The 16740-nt window shown below is 70.6% G+C and carries 16 protein-coding genes; 9 read left to right on the top strand and 7 right to left on the bottom strand.

From position 1 onward, the window contains the following. Window positions 1-96: 96 nt before the first annotated feature. Together ACFU99_RS09715 and ACFU99_RS09710 are read left to right on the top strand one after the other, a co-directional pair. Complete coding sequence (locus ACFU99_RS09715; RefSeq protein WP_384388344.1) at window positions 97-1218, top strand: teichoic acid biosynthesis protein C; 1122 nt, start codon at window positions 97-99, stop codon at window positions 1216-1218. A 73-nt stretch (window positions 1219-1291) separates the two neighbouring features. After that, the gene (locus ACFU99_RS09710; RefSeq protein ID WP_384388341.1) at window positions 1292-2668 is read left to right on the top strand and encodes an FAD-binding oxidoreductase; all 1377 of its coding nucleotides are present in this window, start codon (window positions 1292-1294) and stop codon (window positions 2666-2668) included. A gap of 43 nt (window positions 2669-2711) precedes the next feature. Here the strand turns inward: ACFU99_RS09710 and tgmC are convergent, their stop codons facing one another. From tgmC to tgmA, 3 genes are read right to left on the bottom strand one after another with little or no spacing between them, the layout of a single operon-like run. Continuing rightward, window positions 2712-3908, bottom strand: coding sequence for an ATP-grasp peptide maturase system methyltransferase (gene tgmC / locus ACFU99_RS09705; protein ID WP_384388338.1), 1197 nt, complete (start codon window positions 3906-3908; stop codon window positions 2712-2714). Next, entirely contained in the window at window positions 3895-4833 is a 939-nt protein-coding gene (tgmB, locus tag ACFU99_RS09700; protein WP_384388335.1) for an ATP-grasp ribosomal peptide maturase, read from the bottom strand. Before tgmB ends, tgmC begins: the two co-directional genes overlap by 14 nt. A gap of 26 nt (window positions 4834-4859) precedes the next feature. Further along, window positions 4860-5162 carry a putative ATP-grasp-modified RiPP gene (tgmA, locus tag ACFU99_RS09695; RefSeq protein ID WP_384388349.1) on the bottom strand — a complete coding sequence of 101 codons (303 nt, stop codon included), beginning with the start codon at window positions 5160-5162 and terminating at the stop codon, window positions 4860-4862. Between the two features lie 478 nt (window positions 5163-5640). Here tgmA and ACFU99_RS09690 point away from each other — a divergent pair, with 478 nt between their 5' ends. After that, window positions 5641-6036, top strand: coding sequence for a VOC family protein (locus tag ACFU99_RS09690; protein ID WP_384388332.1), 396 nt, complete (start codon window positions 5641-5643; stop codon window positions 6034-6036). Between the two features lie 31 nt (window positions 6037-6067). Here ACFU99_RS09690 and ACFU99_RS09685 read toward each other — a convergent pair whose 3' ends face one another. Beyond that, window positions 6068-6541, bottom strand: coding sequence for an SsgA family sporulation/cell division regulator (locus ACFU99_RS09685; protein WP_363226903.1), 474 nt, complete (start codon window positions 6539-6541; stop codon window positions 6068-6070). 375 nt (window positions 6542-6916) lie between these two features. Between ACFU99_RS09685 and ACFU99_RS09680 the strand changes: the two genes are divergently transcribed. Then, complete coding sequence (locus ACFU99_RS09680; protein WP_384388329.1) at window positions 6917-8521, top strand: RDD family protein; 1605 nt, start codon at window positions 6917-6919, stop codon at window positions 8519-8521. Window positions 8522-8624: 103 nt separating this feature from the next. Beyond that, window positions 8625-9347: an RDD family protein gene (locus ACFU99_RS09675; protein ID WP_384388327.1), complete on the top strand. Its 723-nt coding sequence runs from the start codon at window positions 8625-8627 to the stop codon at window positions 9345-9347. A 56-nt stretch (window positions 9348-9403) separates the two neighbouring features. On the opposite strand, the gene ACFU99_RS09670 is transcribed toward ACFU99_RS09675, so the two are convergent. Then, window positions 9404-9745 carry a hypothetical protein gene (locus ACFU99_RS09670; protein ID WP_384388324.1) on the bottom strand — a complete coding sequence of 114 codons (342 nt, stop codon included), beginning with the start codon at window positions 9743-9745 and terminating at the stop codon, window positions 9404-9406. Window positions 9746-11020: 1275 nt separating this feature from the next. On the opposite strand from ACFU99_RS09670, the gene ACFU99_RS09665 reads away from it, so the two are divergent. After that, the gene (locus tag ACFU99_RS09665) at window positions 11021-11365 is read left to right on the top strand and encodes a hypothetical protein (protein ID WP_384388347.1); all 345 of its coding nucleotides are present in this window, start codon (window positions 11021-11023) and stop codon (window positions 11363-11365) included. A 154-nt stretch (window positions 11366-11519) separates the two neighbouring features. Here ACFU99_RS09665 and ACFU99_RS09660 read toward each other — a convergent pair whose 3' ends face one another. After that, the gene (locus tag ACFU99_RS09660; protein WP_384388322.1) at window positions 11520-12113 is read right to left on the bottom strand and encodes an isochorismatase family protein; all 594 of its coding nucleotides are present in this window, start codon (window positions 12111-12113) and stop codon (window positions 11520-11522) included. A 257-nt stretch (window positions 12114-12370) separates the two neighbouring features. Continuing rightward, window positions 12371-13699, bottom strand: a complete 1329-nt coding sequence (locus ACFU99_RS09655) for a nicotinate phosphoribosyltransferase (protein WP_384388320.1) — start codon at window positions 13697-13699, stop codon at window positions 12371-12373. 208 nt (window positions 13700-13907) lie between these two features. On the opposite strand from ACFU99_RS09655, the gene clpS reads away from it, so the two are divergent. The 3 genes from clpS to ACFU99_RS09640 all read left to right on the top strand — a co-directional run bounded on the left by clpS (window position 13908) and on the right by ACFU99_RS09640 (window position 16697). Then, a complete protein-coding gene (clpS, locus tag ACFU99_RS09650) occupies window positions 13908-14219 on the top strand; it encodes an ATP-dependent Clp protease adapter ClpS (RefSeq protein WP_384388317.1) in 312 nt (103 codons plus the stop codon). Continuing rightward, complete coding sequence (locus tag ACFU99_RS09645; protein WP_384388314.1) at window positions 14219-14821, top strand: DUF2017 domain-containing protein; 603 nt, start codon at window positions 14219-14221, stop codon at window positions 14819-14821. The genes clpS and ACFU99_RS09645 overlap by 1 nt, the downstream gene beginning before the upstream one ends. Window positions 14822-15152: 331 nt before the next feature. Beyond that, window positions 15153-16697, top strand: a complete 1545-nt coding sequence (locus tag ACFU99_RS09640; RefSeq protein WP_384388312.1) for an amino acid permease — start codon at window positions 15153-15155, stop codon at window positions 16695-16697. Window positions 16698-16740 lie beyond the last annotated feature (43 nt).

Raw genomic sequence — 16740 nt, 5'->3', positions numbered from 1 at the left:
CCTCAATACGCACTCCGCACCCCGATCCCGGTCATGCACTGGACCGGAGCGCAGCGACGCGAGAGACGTGAGAGAGGGCAGCATCGTATGGGGCTGATGGAACAGCGGGGCCTGGAACAGCGGGGCCTGAAGCAGGGTCAGGAGCGGACGCTCGGCCGCAGGCAGCTCCTCGGGCTGGGCGGAGCGGCCTCGGCGGCGGCCGTGCTCACCGCGCTCGACGGCCGCGCGGCGCGCGCCGCAGCCGGGGCAGTCGGGGCCGCAGAGGCCGCCGGAGCCGCCTCGGCCGTCGAGCCCGCCGTACGAGCGGAGCCCTTCGCCCCGCTCCCCTGGATCGACTTCTCCAAGAACCCCACCCGGCTGATCCACGGCGCGAAGCTCCACCACACCACCGTCCTCCAGTCCTTCGGCTACGACGAGCGGCGCGGCCACCTCTACGCCCTCCAGGTGATGCAGGGCGGCGTCAAACTGCGCGGCGAATCCCGCGCGTACTCGCACGCGGAGCGGCAGCGCAACGGCGACCTCTGCCTCAACCGGCTCTCCACCAGCGGCAAACGGCTCGGCCGGATGTTCCTCAAGGGGTTCGGCCACGGCGGCACGATCGGCGTCGACCCCGACGCGAGCCCCGCCGAGCTGTGGATCGAATGGGACGCCCACCCCGGCAGCGGCTACGGGCGCGGCATCGCCCGCATCGCCTACGCGGAGGGCTCCGTCCTGCACACCGACCGCGCGGTCCCGGCCACGTACCGCCCCAAGCCCGGCACCACCGGCAACTACCCGGCCCTCGACCTCACCACCCGCCGGCTGCTGCTGCGCTACCTCAAAAAGGGCAAGCCCCGCTACGCGCTCTACGACCTCGACGACTTCGCCGCCCGGCGCTTCGACCCGCTCGCCGACTTCGCCCAGCCCGGCACGGAACTGCGGCTGCCCTACCAGGGGATGGCGGTGCGCGGCGACTACGCGTACCAACTGCTCGGCAGCGCCTACGGCCCGAAGAACCCGCGCTCCTCCGGCGGCAACACCCGCCTCTTCTGCATCGACATGCGCAGCGGCGACGTCGTCCAGCAGGAGCGCATCCTCGCGGGCAAGTCCCTCGACCCGCGCGAACCGGAGGGGCTCGCGGTCATCGGAAGCGCCGCGGCGCCGCGGCTGTGCATGGGGTTCGCGACGGGGGCGGCGCGGGGCCGCGCGTACTCGATCTACCAGTGGAGCGGCCGCTGAGAGCCACGGCCGGTAGGCACGGGGACCGTCCACTGACGCGATCTTCCCTACCGGCCCCCGGAGTGCGAGGGTGATGAGCATGGGCGGCGACTTGATCAAACTCCTGTGCGACGGGCTCCCTGCCGAAGCGGTCCTCACCGACCCCGACATCACCCGCTCGTACGCCAACGACATGGCCAGCTTCTGCACGGCCGGACAGCCCGCGGCGGTCGTGCTGCCGCGCACCGTGGAACAGGTGCAGCACGTCATGCGCACCGCCACCGCGCAGCGCGTCCCCGTCGTGCCGCAGGGCGCCCGTACGGGCCTGTCCGGCGCGGCCAACGCCATAGAGGGCTGCGTCGTGCTGTCCCTCACCGCGATGGACCGGATCATCGAGATCAACCCCGTCGACCGGATCGCCGTCGTCGAACCGGGCGTCGTCAACGCGGCGCTCTCCCGCGCCGTCGCCGAAAAGGGCCTCGCCTACCCGCCCGACCCCTCCAGCTGGGAGGAGTGCACCATCGGCGGCAACATCGGCACCGCCTCCGGCGGCCTGTGCTGCGTCAAATACGGCGTCACCGCCGACTACGTCCTCGGCCTCGACGTCGTCCTCGCCGACGGCCGCCTGCTGCGCACCGGCCGCAGCACCGCCAAGGGCGTCGCCGGATACGACCTCACGCGCCTGTTCGTCGGCTCCGAGGGCAGCCTGGGCATCGTCGTACGGGCCGTACTCGCCCTCAAGCCCGCGCCGCCCCGCCAGCTCGCGCTCGCCGCCGAATTCCCCTCCACGGCCGCCGCCTGCGCCGCCGTCTGCGAGATCATGGCCCGCGGCCACACGCCCTCGCTGCTCGAACTCATGGACCGCACCTCCGTACGGGCCGTCAACGCGCTCGCCCGCATGGACCTCCCCGAGACCACCGAGGCGCTGCTGCTCGCCGCCTTCGACACCCCCGACCCGTCGGCCGACCTCGCGGCGGTCGGCGCCCTGTGCACCGCGGCCGGCGCCACCGAGGTCGTCCCCGCCGACACCGAGGCCGAATCCGAACTCCTGCTCAAGGCACGCAGGCTGACCCTCACCGCCCTGGAAGCGCTCAAATCCGCCACGATGATCGACGACGTGTGCGTGCCCCGCTCCCGCCTCGGCGACCTCATCGACGGCGTCGCCGCCATCGCCGAGAAGCACCGCCTGACCATCGGCGTGTGCGCCCACGCCGGAGACGGCAACACCCACCCCACCGTCTGCTTCGACCCCGCCGACCCCGACGAGGCCCGCCGCGCCCGTGAATCCTTCGACGAGATCATGGCCCTCGGCCTCGAACTGGGCGGCACGATCACCGGCGAACACGGCGTCGGCCTCCTCAAACGCGACTGGCTCGCCCGCGAACTCGGCCCGGTCGGGGTGGAGATGCAGCGCGGCATCAAGGCTGTGTTCGATCCCTTGGGAATCCTCAATCCGGGCAAGGTCCTCTGACGGCGATTGGTGAGCCGCAGGACATCACGTGAAGCTCACGTGCTCACGCAGCAGCCGGCAGTTTCCAGTTGGGGCCGTCGGGCGTACCGAGCCATACGTGTTGCGTCCCGGCTGTGACGGTGAGACCGAATGCTGTGGGGCCGGGTGAGCCGGCAGCGCCCCAGAGGGCGAGGGCTTTCTCCATGTCGTCCCACAAGCGGACCGGGCCGCCTTGCCGTACGGTCCAGCCGCCGCCGTTCAGGGGGGCGAGTACGGCGAATGAACCATGGGCCGCGTCGAGTACGTACGTGGCTGGGGCGCCGTCGTCACCGGGAAGGGTGAAGCAGCGGGCGGTGGGCATGGCGAGCTGGGCGATGAACCCACTGTCGGGCATGGTCAGCAACTCGGGGCCGTGGCCGGTGTCGCGGGCGTCACCTTCGCCGGGGGCCGGGATCATCCCGAGGCTTTCGGGGGCGTCCTGCTGCCGGGCGATCATGAAACTGGGTTCACCCGTGAGGAACCGGCCCTGCGCGTTGCGGTCGGCCCCGACGGTAAGGCGGACGAGGCCGAGAGATCGCATCCAGCCGCGGAGCGTAGACACGATGATCCCGCCGGGGCGGGTCTGCTCGACCCACGCGGAGGGGATGCTGCGTACGCCCATGGTGGCGATCGTCCGGTCGAACGGCGGGGCGCCGGGATAGCCGCGCAGTCCGTCACCGCTCAGCAGTCGGGGAGCGTAGCCGCAGCGGGTGAGAGCGTCGCGAGCGCGGGCGGCGACCCCGGGGTCCGTCTCGACTGAGGCGACGCGGCCCGCGCCGAGCCGACGCGTGAGGAGCGCCGTCGAGTACCCGGTGCCGGTACCGATCTCCAGTACGGTCATGCCGTCGTCGACCAGCAGGTCTTCGAGCATCCGGACGACCAGGGCAGGGAGCGTCGAGGACGAGGTCGGGTGTGCGTCGCTGATGGGTTTGGGGTCGGTCCAGTCGATATCCCGCCCGTCGAACTGAGTGATGAGGGTGTCATCGGCGTATACCCGTCGCAGCCATTCCTCGACGCCGATGAGCTCAGGTGTGATCGGTTCCCATGTGGTCAGGCCGGGGGCATCGGTCTCCACGTAGAAGCGGGGGACGAACTCATGCCTGGGCACGTCTTCGACGGCGGCGCGCCACTGTCGGGAGCGGAGCCAACCGTCGGTGGCGAGGTGGTCGGCGAGCTGTTGCCGCAGCCTGGCCGCGACGGCGTCGATATCAGGGGCGGTCATGGGCGCCTCGTTCCAGAAGATCGGCAAGCGCCGCGGTCATCGGCAGGCCGGTCGGTGGTTCCATCCACGCCCACTGTCCCGACGGATTGCATTCGATGAATGTCCACTCGCCGGATTCGGACAGGGCGAAGTCGAACGCGCCGAAGACAAGCCCGAAGTGCCGCAGGTACGCGTGGAGCGCGCGCTCCACGGTGCGCGGCGCCGTGATCGAGGTGTAGGTGTGGGTGCTGTAGTCGGTGCGCCAGTCGAGCAGGCCACTGTCGATGCGCACCGCGAAAATACGCTCACCGATCACGGTCACGCGGACGTCGGCGGCCTTGTCGACGCGAGTCTGGAAGAGGTGCATAGTGCCGGCGATGCTCTCGTCGACCTCGCTGGCATCCACCTCTGCGACGGGTACCGTCTGGGATTTTCCGTCGACGAGGTAGAGCGGCACGGCGAGCGGCTTGAAGATGACCGGGCCGTGTTCCTTGATGAACGCGCGGGCGTCGTCGGGCTGATTGGTGATCAGGGTCTGTGGCGTGGAGAAGCCGCACGCCGCGGCGGCGGCGAGACCGGCCGGCTTGTACTCGGCGTCGCCGATGCGGTTCGGGTGATTGACGTACAGGCAGCCGGGCAGCGACGCGAGCACGCCGCCGAGCCCGAAGCGGGCTTGCAGGACGGCGAACCGGGTGTCTTGCGTGTTGAGACGCGGGAAAGCGAATCCGGACGGACGGCGGTAGTACAGGGCACGCACGTCGCCGAGCTCGGCCACCCGGGTCGGAGTCGCCACGCTTCCACTCCACCGTGTCGTGTCTCCGCCGATGTAGGCGGAGCACGAAAGGGTGGCGGGGAAGTCTCCGGAGTCGAGCCGCACGACCGGGACGTCCCGGTCGTGCAGCGCGGCGATCACGAGGTCCGCGGTCGGGTCGTCGAGGTTTGTCACGACCAGTACCGGGCGCGGATCGGGGGTCACTGGTCGGTGTCGTTCCCTGTGTCGCTGTCGGGGGCGTCGCCGTTGCGGTCGCCCTGGCCAGTGGTGCCGGTGGGCGGGTTCGTGCCCGACGAGGTGCCGTGTCCGGGCGCCATGACGACATGCCCGTCGGCGTCGAGGTAGCGGGCAGTCTGCGTACTCGCGTCCAGTTCGACCTTGACGTAGGACGGGACTTCGACAGACGGATACGGGGCGAGGCGGCGCAGCCCCCACGGTGTCACGGTGAGGTGCCCCTGCGGCAGGGGCGTTCCGGTGGGGAATCGGTCGGCGTGGTCGAACATCGCGTTTCTTCCTGTTCTCCGGTAGTCCGGTCGGCGTTGCGCGCTGGAGCCCCGTCTCTTGGCATCGTGGCACTCGACGCGTACGCGCGGCTCGTCGCTGTCGACCTTGAACAGGAACTGCCCGCCGACGGGTACGCCGTGTACGACGGCGTTGGCGGCGAGCTCCGATACGCATACGAGGATGTCGTCGAGCAGCTCGGCGTTGACGGCGTCGAGCACAGTTCCGGCCTGCGACGAACCGGTGACATATTTGACCAGGGCCGTTCTGGCGGCGGGCAGCCGTAGGCGGGAGGCGTTAGGGCCAGGGGCGTAGGACGGACTCGTCCGGAGGTCCGATGTGGGGGCGGGTGTGCGGAACATACGGTCGGAAGTGCACCGAGTAGCAGTGAGTGGCACTGAATAGCGCTGAATCGCACTGGATAGCGCCGACTAGCGCCGCGTAACCGGAAATGACAGCTTTCATCTCCTTGGAGGTTCCGTGCCCGCGCAGCTCAACCACCTGATCGTGCACAGCTCCGACCGCTTCGCCTCCGCGCGCTTCGTCACCGAACTCCTCGGCGTGCCGGAGCCGAAGGCCTTCGGGCCGTTCGCCGAGATCACGCTCTCCAACGACGTCACCGTCGACTACGCCGACGACCACCTCCCCGAGGGCCTCAAGATCGTGCCGCAGCACCTCGCCTTCCTCGTATCCGAGAACGAGTTCGACGAGATCTTCACGCGCATCAAGGACCGCGCGCTGCCGTACTGGGGCGACCCCTTCCACACCGAGCCCCAGCAGATCAACCACCGGCACAACGGCCGGGGCGTCTATGTCGACGACCCGGACGGACACGCCATCGAGTTCCTGACCCACCCGTACATCAAGGGCGACTGACCACACGCCGCCATCCACGGGCGGCGGCCCGCTACGCGCCCTCCGGCGAGTCGTCGGACGGCCACGGGCCGCGCAGCCACAGGTCGTCGCCCGGGGTGGGGGCGAGCAGTTCGCGCAGCGCGTCGTCGATGGCGAGGCGCTCGTGCTCCGAGCCGGGCGCCACGGCCCGCAGGGTCCGCTCCAGCCACGCGGAGACCGCCGAGGCGGGCGCCTCCAGGAGCGCGTCGCCGTCCGGGGACGACAGCGCCATGCAGACGATGCTGCGGCCGTCGACCTTCGTCGGCCACACCCGGACATCCCCGTGCCCGCACGGCCGAAAGACCCCCTCGACCAGCAGCTCGCGGGCGAACGTCCAGTTCACGGGGGATTCCGAGGTGACGTGGAAGCTGATGTGGACGGCGAACGGATCGTCGGTGCTGTAGGACAGGCGGGCCGGTACGGGGATGCTGCGCTCCGGCGACAGCACCAGGTTGAGCTCCAGCTCTCGTTCCACCACGGTGTGCATGAAGTGCGCCCTCTCTGCTCTGTATCTCTCGGTGCGCAGCCCCTGTCCGAACGGGCCCGCACCGGATAGAGCACGTAGCCCCCCTCGCCATTACGCGACTTCCCGAAAAGATTCCGAATATCTTCCGGCTCGCACGTGCGGGTGGTGCTCCGGCCGGTCGGCCCCGAGTGCCCGGCCCTTCTGGTAGACCTGTTCCCTGCGCACCCGGTTGCGTTGTGTGCATTGAGGTCACGAGGTGCCGAGGTCACGAAGCGCCGAGGCCGCGCAGCGACGAGCGCGCCCTACACCTCCTCGCGCCGGTGCGGCAGACTGCTTACGCCCCACCGAGCACCACACGACACAGCACGGCCGAACAGATACGGGACATCGGACATCATGAGCGCGTCTACCTCAGGATCAGCCGACGGCAGCCCCACCCCCGGCTTCTATCCGGACCCGTCCATCCCCGGCTACATCCGGTACTGGAACGGTGTCGCATGGGTCCCCGGCACCAGCAGGCCCGCCCCGAAGGACGGCGAGGCGATGCCCGCCGCCCCCGCCGGCGCGGCCCCGCCGACCCTCGCCCCGCCGGCGGCGTCCTCGGCGGTGCGGGCGGACGAGGCCGGACGGGTGGAGACCCGCCCTGAGACCGCCCATGCCGAAGGGGCCGGGAGCGGCCGTGCCGAGGGCGGTCGGGCCGAGAGCGGCCGTGCCGAGAGCGGTCGGGCCGAGAGCGGCCGTGCCGAGAGCGGTCGTGGCGACTCCTCGCGGGCCGTCGCCGTCACGCTGCCCGAGGAGACCGGGCCGATGTTCCTCGACGAGGAGCCCGAGCCGCTGTCGCGCACGGCCGCCGCGGACGTACGGTCCGAGCCGGCCGCCGTCTGGCCCTCCGACACCTCGCGCCGCGGCGGCCTCGGCGGCTCCGGCGGCTCCGGCGGCGAGCAGGACCGCCGCACCCCCTGGGGCTCGGACGAGCCCGGCGCCGACGGGCGGCCCGAGGCGGGGGCGCGCGAGGCCGTCGCGTACGCGCCCGCGGCCGTCGTCTGGCCCTCCCCGGCCGACAGCACCGAGGCCGCGCCGCAGGCTCCCGTGCCCGTCCAGGGCGGCGGCCACGCGGCCATGCCGCCCGTACACGCCGCCGAGCCGGGCGCCGAGCCGTGGGCCGCCCCGAGCGGCGGGGCGATGGCCGGTTACGGGCGCGGTACGGACGTACCCGAGGCGCGTGTGCAGCCCGCGCCGGTCGGCCGACCACACCAATCAAGCCAACCCGGTCACCCCGATGGCCAAGGGCAGCAGGGGCCGCAGTCCGTTCAGCCCCCGCAGGGGTTCGTGCCCGCCCAGGGCGGCGGCGCGCCCGCGTGGTCGCAGCAGCCGGCGCACGCGGAGGGGGCGCACGCGGGCGCGTACGGCCCGGCGGCCCCGTCGGCCCCGGCAGGCCCGGCGGCTCCGGCGGAGGGCGTCATCCCGTGGAAGCCTCCGGTCGACAACCCCTTCCTCCAGGCGGCGCAAGCGCAGGGCAAGCCCGCCCCCCTCGGCCGCCGCCTCGGCGCGCGGCTGATCGACACGGTGGTGCTGGGGGCCGTCGTGGCCGCCGCGGCCGTGCCGCTGTGGGCGAAGGCCGCCGACCACATCGACGGCAAGGTCGAGGGCGCCAAGCAGTCCGGCGAGACCGTGACCGTCTGGCTCCTGGACGGCACGACCGGCGCCTACCTCGGCATCGTGCTCGCCGTGCTGCTGCTGGCCGGGGTCGTGTACGAGGCGCTGCCCACCGCCAAGTGGGGCCGCACGCTGGGCAAGAAGCTGTGCGGGGTGCGGGTGCTGGGCATCGAGGACCACGACAAGCCGTCGTTCGGGGCGGCGCTGCGCCGGTGGCTGATGTACGGCGTGCTGGGCCTGCTGGCGGTCGGCGTCCTGAACGTCCTGTGGTGCCTGTTCGACCGGCCGTGGCGGCAGTGCTGGCACGACAAGGCGGCGCACACCTTCGTGGCGCGGGCCCGCTGAGCCCGAGGGCAGACTTTGGCCGCCGCGCTCCGGCGCGGCTCGATTTGCACCCGGACGGCGCGAGCCGGGTGCGAGGGCACCCGCGGGCCGGTCTACTGGGTCCATGAGTAGCGACCAGGCGCGGCCGCCCGAGGACGATCCGTTCCGGAAGAGGCCGCAGGACCCGCCTTCTTCCGCCCCTCCGCCCCCGCCGTACGACGCGGGTGCGCCGGCCGGCGGAGGCGGTGGACCGTACGGGGACGGGGGCGGTGGTCCGTACGGCGGCGGGGGTCCGTACGGCGGGGGCGGCCCCGGAGGTCCGTACGGCGGTGGCGGTCCGTACGGCGGCGGGGGCGGGCCCGGCAATCCGTACGGCGATCAATTCGGTGCGGCCGATCCGCTGGCGGGGATGCCGCCGCTCGCGGGCCTGGGCCGACGGCTGGTGGCCCGCATCATCGACGGGCTCATCGTCGGCATTCCGGTCAGCGTCATCGCCACGCTGGTGATCGGCGGCTACAACCCGACCAAGGACACCGTGAAGTCCACGAGCCTGTCGGTCATCATCTCCCTCGTCTACTTCGTGTACGAGGGGCTGATGCTGACCAGCCGGGGCCAGACCGTCGGCAAGCGGGTGATGAAGATCCGCGTGGCGATGCTGGAGAACGGGGCGATCCCGGCGGGCCGGCCCGGCTGGGCGCGGGCCGCCACCTACTCCCTGCCGGAGATCGTGCCGTGCTGCGGCTTCGTCTTCTGGCTGGTCAATGTTCTGTGGTGCACCTGGGACAAGCCGTATCGGCAGTGTCTGCACGACAAGGCGGCCAGGACCGTGGTGGTTGCCGCGGGGTGAGCCGGGGCGTGCGCCACGGGGACAAAAACGTTTTGTCGCTCAGCAGTGGAGCGGGGTCAGCGGCGCAGGGAGTGTTCCCTGATCCGTGAACCACCGGCGCGCGCGGGCGCGCGGCGACCGGCCACCCGGCGCGCGGCGACCGTCACGGCCGCGGGCGCGGACATCGCGGTGGTGCCCGGCGCGTCGGCGGTCTGCGGCTCGTTGGCCCGCGCCGCGCGAGCGGCCGTGCGCGGAAGCGGCACGGTCATGGCGACGAGGAGCCCGAGCGCGAGGGCGACGACGGCGACCACACCGACCCCCAGCCCCGTTCGCGTCTGCGACAGAAGCAGCATCGCGAGGGCGGAGATGACGACAGTGGCCGAACCGTAGGCGATCTGTGCGGGAGTCGGACGCGGCATAGCGGTGATCCGTCCTCGGGGCTTCGAATTAGTGGGAGAGTCGACTGTGCGTACCGCAAAACGACTCTACGGGGCTGCATGCCCCCATGGAACTGCTGGTAAGCGTGACCTAACACACGGTACCGATGCATGGGGGGCGCACGGAATCATTCGGCCAATCGACAGATGAGATGGGCGCGCCTGTTGATGTCCGATATTCGTAACGCTGAGGTCATGTACCGCACCGGCCGACCGGGTGCCGACATGGCACATCCATTTCTTCCGCCACACCGGATTAATGCCTTCTCGGCTCTTACGGAGCACTGCGATCACAAACGAACATCAGTCAACGGGAATCATCGGCTCCGACGCCGCGGACCCGGCGGTCGCAGTGCTCCGGGGGGCGCTCCCGCCGAGCGGGGCCCGACGCGCCGACGGTCGCCCGGCGACGGGGAGCGGATGTTGGTTTCCGCAGGTCAGAGCGGATATTTGGGGGAGGGGGCGGGGGTCCTGGAGGTGGTTTCGCGGCTCGGTGCGCCCCCTCCTCGCGGCCGGCGGGCGCTCGCCGCCCGAAGCGGGATCGATGCGGTGCGATGAAGATCGCCGAGGGCGGCGGCGACGGCTATGTGGAACTTGCACCGGAGAAGACCGAAAAGATATTCACGATCTTCGAGGGTCCGACGGAGCCGTGAACTCCACCGTAAGAGTCGATAAATCAATGATGTACGTTCCGGATTCGCGCGGGGCGGTCGACGGCGCGCGATCACCGGCGAGGGGGCGCCGCGCGGAATCCCGGACCGGCGCACACCCGCATATCCGGGCCCGGTTCGGCCGCCAAAAAGATAATGGCGCGGTCTTGCGTAAAGACTTCAACAGGAAACAGTTCGAGCTTCCCCGCTTTTGGCGTCGCAAGCCTTTTGATCTGTAAGCGGAGGCGGAAGCGGAGATCCCGTGAGGGTGCGGGCGGCCTGGGTGCCGTCCGGTGCCGCCCGGTGCGCCCGGTGCGTCCGGTGCGCCCCGTGCGTCCGGTGGCCGCGGGGCCGTCCCGGCGGTGGACGGTGACCGGCCATGTGGCGTGATCCTTACTGACACTGCTCGCCAGATCAAGATCATCAAGAGTGGGCGGAGCGGCCCGGCGGTGCGGCTCCGAGGTGGTTCGCTGACCGAGAAACCCACATTGCCGCAGGTCAGAGCTGTGTGACTCATTGCCCTCTAGCGGGCGGCTGCCGATAGCGTTTGAATGCATCCCGTGAAGCTCTTATTGACGCGACGTCTCACGAAGGGGTTCTGATGCACATGGCCGGTGGCGGATTCGCCAAGCTTCCGGGGGGCAGTGTGGTGGTGGCTCTGTCGCTGCCCAGCCCGCCCGGCGGCAGTGGGGTGCCGGGCGCCCGGGTGCGGGTGCTGGTGCATGCGGTGAACCGCCAGCGCGCCCTGACCAGGCTCCGCAACCTCGGGCTGCGCGCGGTCTACCTGCGCGGCAACGGCGAGCCGCCGACGCCCGACGAGATAACGGCGGTGCTGCACCACCCGGACGGCCTCGTCTGGCGGTCCGTGCCCGACGACGACACCGAGTCGTGGCATCCGATCCGCAGCCTGCTGCGCGGCCCGGCGGACCGCCGCGCGGGGGCCAGCCGCTGAGCGCGGTACCGGCCGGCCGGCGCCCGTACGGCCGTCTCAGCCGGCCGGCGCGCATACGAATACGGGCACGAGCCCAGTCGGTCGGCGCGCATACGGACGCGAGCCCAGTCCGTCCGCTCGTACGGCCGCCGGTCGCTCGGCGTTCCTACGGCCGTCAGCCGGTCTGTAGGACCGGCTTGCCGCTCAGTTCCACGCCGGCGTCCCGCAGTTCCTTGAGGGCGCGCTCGGTGGTGTGCCGGGAGACGCCGGCGGTCAGGTCCAGGAGGACGCGCGTGGTGAAGCGCTCGCGGCGCGCGTCCAGCGCGGTGGCCCGTACGCAGTGGTCGGTGGCGAGGCCGACGATGTCGACCTCGGCGACGTCCCGCTCCCGCAGCCACCGCGCCAGCGGCGTGCCGTTCTCGTCCGCACCCTCGAAACCGCTGTACGCGGCCGTGTGCGCGCCCTTGTCGAAGACCGCCTCGACCGCGCCGGAGGCGACGGTCGGCGCGAAGTTCGGGTGGAAGCCGCTGCCTTCCGTGCCGGCGACGCAGTGCGGGGGCCAGGAGTTCTCATAGTCCGGGTGGGCGGAGAAGTGCTCACCGGGGTCGATGTGGTGGTCACGCGTCGCGACGACGTAGCGGTACCCGGCGGTGGCCTCGCCCACGAGATCCGTGATCCCGGCGGCGACGTCGGCGCCGCCCGCGACGGCGAGGCTGCCGCCTTCGCAGAAGTCGTTCTGCACGTCAACGACGATCAATGCACGGTGCATGGTGCGCATCCTTTGGCAGGGGCCGCGGGCGGTGGGGGGCTTTCCGGGAACGTGCGGACCGACTCGTTGTGACCGAGGGTAGTGAGTGCGAGGGCGTAACGGGAGAGGGCGTTCGAACCAACTGGTTTCCGCCGGGCGGAATCACGCCTTCCGCCGCACCCGTGGGCGCGTCCGGGGGCGCGGCGCGATGCCAAAGGGCGTGCCCAGCGGCCCTGCGCCCCCTACACGCACCTCGCGCGCCCCCGTACACGCATTCCTTACACGTGCTCCGTCGGGAGCACGGCCTCGCCGCGCGACAGCTGCGTCGCGGACATGGGCAGCCCCGCCCTGGCCCGAATGTGGCGGTCGCGGGCGGCGTCCAGGGGCTCGCGCGCGACGACGGCGCCCTCGCGGACCAGCGGCACCTGCAACTGGCAGCCGGCCAGTCCGTCCGGCACCGGTCCGGTGCCGACGACCTCGGCCTCGGCGATGCCGTCCGCGTCCGGGCGGCGGGCCGCCCACTTGCGGCCGCCCATGGAGGACTTCGCGCCCATGGACTTCTTCGCCACCGGGCGCAGCGGGCCCGCCGGGTCGTTCGAGTCGGCGCGCGCCACCAGCTTGTAGACCATGGAGCAGGTCGGATGGCCGCTGCCGGTGACGAGCTGGGTGCCGACCCCGTACGCGTCCACGGGCGCTGCGGCGAGCGAGGCGATGGCGTACTCGTCCAGGTCGCTGGTCACCACGATCTTCGTCTTGTCGGCGCCCAGTTCGTCGAGCTGCTGCCGCACCCGGTGCGCGATCAGCAGCAGGTCGCCGGAGTCGATGCGGACCGCGCCCAGCTCCGGCCCGGCCACCTCCACGGCGGTGCGCACCGCCTCGGCGACGTCGTACGTGTCGACCAGCAGGGTCGTGCGGCCGCCGAGCGAGTCGACCTGCGCGGTGAAGGCGTCGCGCTCGCTGTCGTGCAGCAGGGTGAAGGCGTGGGCGCTGGTGCCCACGGTCGGGATGTTGTAGCGGAAGCCGGCCGCGAGGTCGGAGGTGGTGGCGAAGCCGCCGACGTACGCGGCGCGGGCGGCGGCGACGGCCGCCAGCTCGTGGGTGCGGCGCGCGCCCATCTCCATCAGCGGCCGGTCGCCCGCGGCCACCGACATCCGGGACGCGGCGGCGGCGACCGCCGAGTCGTGGTTGAGGATGGAGAGGATCACCGTCTCCAGCAGCACCGCCTCGGCGAAGGTGCCCTCGACGCGCATGATCGGCGAGCCGGGGAAGTACACCTCGCCCTCGGGGTAGCCCCAGATGTCGCCGCGGAACCGGTAGCCGGCCAGCCACTCCAGGGTCGGCCCGTCGACGATGTTCTGCTCGGACATGAAGTCGAGCACGTCGGCGTCGAAGCGGAAGTTCTCGACGGCGTCCAGCACCCGGCCGGTGCCCGCCACGACGCCGTACCGGCGTCCCTCGGGCAGCCTGCGGGTGAACACCTCGAAGACCGAGCGGCGGTCGGCGGTGCCGGCCCGCAGGGCGGCCTGCAACATGGTGAGTTCGTATCGGTCGGTGAAGAGCGCCGTCGACGGCACTTCCACCGGCAGCCCCAGGTCCGCAGCGTTCACTTCGGCCTACCTCGCTTTTCGTGCCCTCTGTCTGTGCTTGCTGTGCTCGTCGTGCGCTCGTCGTGTGTTCGTCATGTGCTCGCCGTGCTCGCCGTACGTGCTGTGCCATGCACGCGTCCGAGCGTCGCCACGAGATGCTACCCCGAATACTCGTCAGAGTGACGATTTCTGGGGACCGTTTGTGCGATGGCCCATGCGGGGTGGCAGCATGGAACCCGTGAGCGTCGCACCGGTCGAGATCGAACGTCCCGAGTCGAGCGAGGCACCCTCCGTGGTGCCTGAGCCCGACGTTCCTTGGGTCACGCTCGTGCACAACGACCCCGTGAACCTCATGAGCTACGTGACGTACGTATTCCAGGCGTACTTCGGCTACTCGAAGGACAAGGCCCACAAGCTGATGATGGACGTCCACCACAAGGGCCGGGCCACCGTGTCGAGCGGCAGTCGCGAGGAGATGGAGCGCGACGTGCAGGCGATGCACGGCTACGGGCTGTGGGCGACCTTGCAGCAGGACCGCTGATGGCCGGGCACTTCGAGCCGCTTCCCGGCGGCGGCGCCGCCATCGCCCTCGACGAGGTCGAGATCTCCATCCTGCGCAGCCTGGCCGTGCAGCTGCTGGAGCTGATCGGGCCCGGCGACGGCGGCGCGGAGGACGAGGACCCGCTGGCCCGGCTCTTCGCGGAGGGCCCGAGCGAGCCGCCCGCCGACCCGGCGCTGGCCCGGCTCTTCCCGGACGCGTACGGCGGCCCGGACGTGAAGCCGGACTCCGCAGAGGAAGGCGAGGCGCGCGAGCGGTCCTCCGAGTTCCGCCGCTTCACCGAGAACGATCTGCGGACCCGTAAGCGTGAGGACGCCCTCGCCGTCGTCCGTTCGCTCGACTCGGTGACAGCCGCGGGCGACGGCGGGGCGGTGCTCAAGCTGCGCCCCGAGGAGTCCAGGCAGTGGCTCGGCGCCCTCAACGATCTGCGGCTGGCCATCGGGACCCGGCTGGAGATCGCCGCCGACGACGACAGCGAGATGCTCTTCCGGCTGCCGGACGACGATCCGCGCAAGCCGATGGTGATGGCGTATCTGTGGCTCGGCGGGCTTCAGGAAACCCTCGTGGAAACCCTTATGCCCTGAATCCCCACCCCTTATGACCTGATTCCGGATGCACCGGCAGAAGTGTTCGCTCAACGGGTGCTCAAATCCGGATAACGATCCCATCACCGTGGGCGGGGTTTATTGCCGCGCTGCGGACTAATTGTCCTACTTTTTCCATGGTCGATTCCCCGGTCGGCGGTGTCGATCTCGATACGGCCGTGATAAATCTTCACGACCTGCCGCAACGACGCCACCCATGTCGCGCGGGGGGCGCCGCGCCGGCCGACCGTCGGCGTGCAGGAACTCCATCCGGGGGGATCGGGACCCGATCCGGGGCAGACCGGGTCGTTATGGAGAAAGGCGCACCACCATGACCTCTGAGCAGGTCGCGGACCACGCCGCGGAAGCGGCTGCCGCAGAGCAGGACGGAAGCGGCCAGGGAGCTTCCGAAGAGGGTTACCAGCGCGGTCTGGGAAACCGTCAGATTCAGATGATCGCCATCGGCGGCGCCATCGGCACCGGCCTCTTCCTCGGTGCGGGCAAGGCCATCACCAAGGCCGGGCCCAGCCTGATCCTCGCCTACGCCGCGGCCGGTCTCGTCATCTTCTTCATCATGCGGGCACTGGGCGAACTGCTCATGTACCGCCCGGTGTCGGGGTCGTTCTCCGAGTACGCGCGAGAATTCCTCGGCCCGTTCTGGGGGTTCGTCACCGGCTGGACGTACTGGCTCTTCTGGGTCGTCACCGGCATCACGGAAGTGACCGCCGCGGCCACTTATGTGCATTACTGGAACAAGGACATCCCGCAGTGGTTGTCCGCCCTTGTCTTCACGGTCATTCTCTTCGGCGTCAACCTGATCTCCGTCAAGCTCTTCGGCGAGCTTGAGTTCTGGTTCTCGATGGTCAAGGTCACGGCCATCATCGGCATGATCCTCATCGGTCTCGGCGTGATAACTCTAGGCTTCTCCGACGCCGGCGACACCGCTTCCTTCACCAACCTCTGGTCCCACGGCGGATTCTTCCCGCACGGAATCCGCGGCACCTTGATGACCTTGCAGATCGTGATGTTCGCCTTCCTCGCCGTCGAACTCGTCGGCGTCACCGCGGGCGAGGCGACCAACCCGAAGAAGGTCCTGCCCAAGGCCATCAACACCGTGCCCTGGCGCATCGCCGTCTTCTACATCGGCGCGCTCATCATCATTCTCTCCGTGGTCCCCTGGACCGTGTTCCTGCCGGACACCAGCCCCTTCGTCGCGGCGTTCGCGAAGATCGGCCTGCCGGCCGGCGCGGGCATCATCAACTTCGTGGTGCTCACCGCCGCGCTCTCCTCCGCCAACTCCGGCATGTACTCCACCGGCCGCATGCTCCGCGACCTCTCGCGCAACGGCCAGGGCCCGAAGGTCTTCAACTACCTGAGCAAGAACGGCCTGCCCACGCGCGGCACCGCGGTCTCGGTGGCGCTGATGCTCGTCGGCGTGTGGATCAACTACCAGTGGCCCGGCGAGGCGTTCAACTACGTCGTCTCGTTCGCGACCATCTCCGGCATGTGGGCCTGGATCATGATCCTCATCTCCCAGCTGCGCTACCGCCGGATGGCCGACCGCGGCCTGCTCCCGCAGTCCAGCTTCCGCGCCATCGGCGCCCCCTGGACCAGCCTCTTCGCGCTCGCCTTCATCGCGATGGTGATCGTGCTGATGGGCATCGACAAGGAGGCCCGCGTCTCGCTGTACGCGGCCCCGGTCTGGGCGGCCATCCTGGTGATCGGCTACTTCGTGCTCAAGGCGCGCAACCCGCAGGCGTTCGAGCGCAAGGGGCACCCGGGGCTGATCACCCAGGGCGCGGCCCCGGCGGGGGACGCCGGGACCGGGAAGCCCGGGAAGCCTGAGAAGCCCGGGAAGACCGAGAAGGGGGACTAGGCAGGGATCTCCCGCACCCTGCCGTACGCGCAGTCCTCGGGCC

It is taken from the genome of Streptomyces sp. NPDC057654 (genome assembly GCF_042800135.1).
In the GTDB taxonomy this organism is placed as follows: Bacteria; Actinomycetota; Actinomycetes; order Streptomycetales; family Streptomycetaceae; genus Streptomyces.
This window is presented reverse-complemented; position numbering and strand designations above follow the sequence as displayed.

Bases quoted from the DNA above. Each gene is read 5' to 3' on its own strand.
- ACFU99_RS09715 (WP_384388344.1), top strand. From the start codon at position 97: ATGGAACAGCGGGGCCTGGAACAGCGGGGCCTGAAGCAGGGTCAGGAG.
- ACFU99_RS09710 (WP_384388341.1), top strand. From the start codon at position 1,292: ATGAGCATGGGCGGCGACTTGATCAAACTCCTGTGCGACGGGCTCCCT.
- tgmC (WP_384388338.1), bottom strand. From the start codon at position 3,908: ATGACCGCCCCTGATATCGACGCCGTCGCGGCCAGGCTGCGGCAACAG.
- tgmA (WP_384388349.1), bottom strand. From the start codon at position 5,162: ATGTTCGACCACGCCGACCGATTCCCCACCGGAACGCCCCTGCCGCAG.
- ACFU99_RS09685 (WP_363226903.1), bottom strand. From the start codon at position 6,541: ATGCACACCGTGGTGGAACGAGAGCTGGAGCTCAACCTGGTGCTGTCG.
- ACFU99_RS09680 (WP_384388329.1), top strand. From the start codon at position 6,917: ATGAGCGCGTCTACCTCAGGATCAGCCGACGGCAGCCCCACCCCCGGC.
- ACFU99_RS09675 (WP_384388327.1), top strand. From the start codon at position 8,625: ATGAGTAGCGACCAGGCGCGGCCGCCCGAGGACGATCCGTTCCGGAAG.
- ACFU99_RS09670 (WP_384388324.1), bottom strand. From the start codon at position 9,745: ATGCCGCGTCCGACTCCCGCACAGATCGCCTACGGTTCGGCCACTGTC.
- ACFU99_RS09665 (WP_384388347.1), top strand. From the start codon at position 11,021: ATGGCCGGTGGCGGATTCGCCAAGCTTCCGGGGGGCAGTGTGGTGGTG.
- ACFU99_RS09660 (WP_384388322.1), bottom strand. From the start codon at position 12,113: ATGCACCGTGCATTGATCGTCGTTGACGTGCAGAACGACTTCTGCGAA.
- clpS (WP_384388317.1), top strand. From the start codon at position 13,908: ATGGAACCCGTGAGCGTCGCACCGGTCGAGATCGAACGTCCCGAGTCG.
- ACFU99_RS09645 (WP_384388314.1), top strand. From the start codon at position 14,219: ATGGCCGGGCACTTCGAGCCGCTTCCCGGCGGCGGCGCCGCCATCGCC.
- ACFU99_RS09640 (WP_384388312.1), top strand. From the start codon at position 15,153: ATGACCTCTGAGCAGGTCGCGGACCACGCCGCGGAAGCGGCTGCCGCA.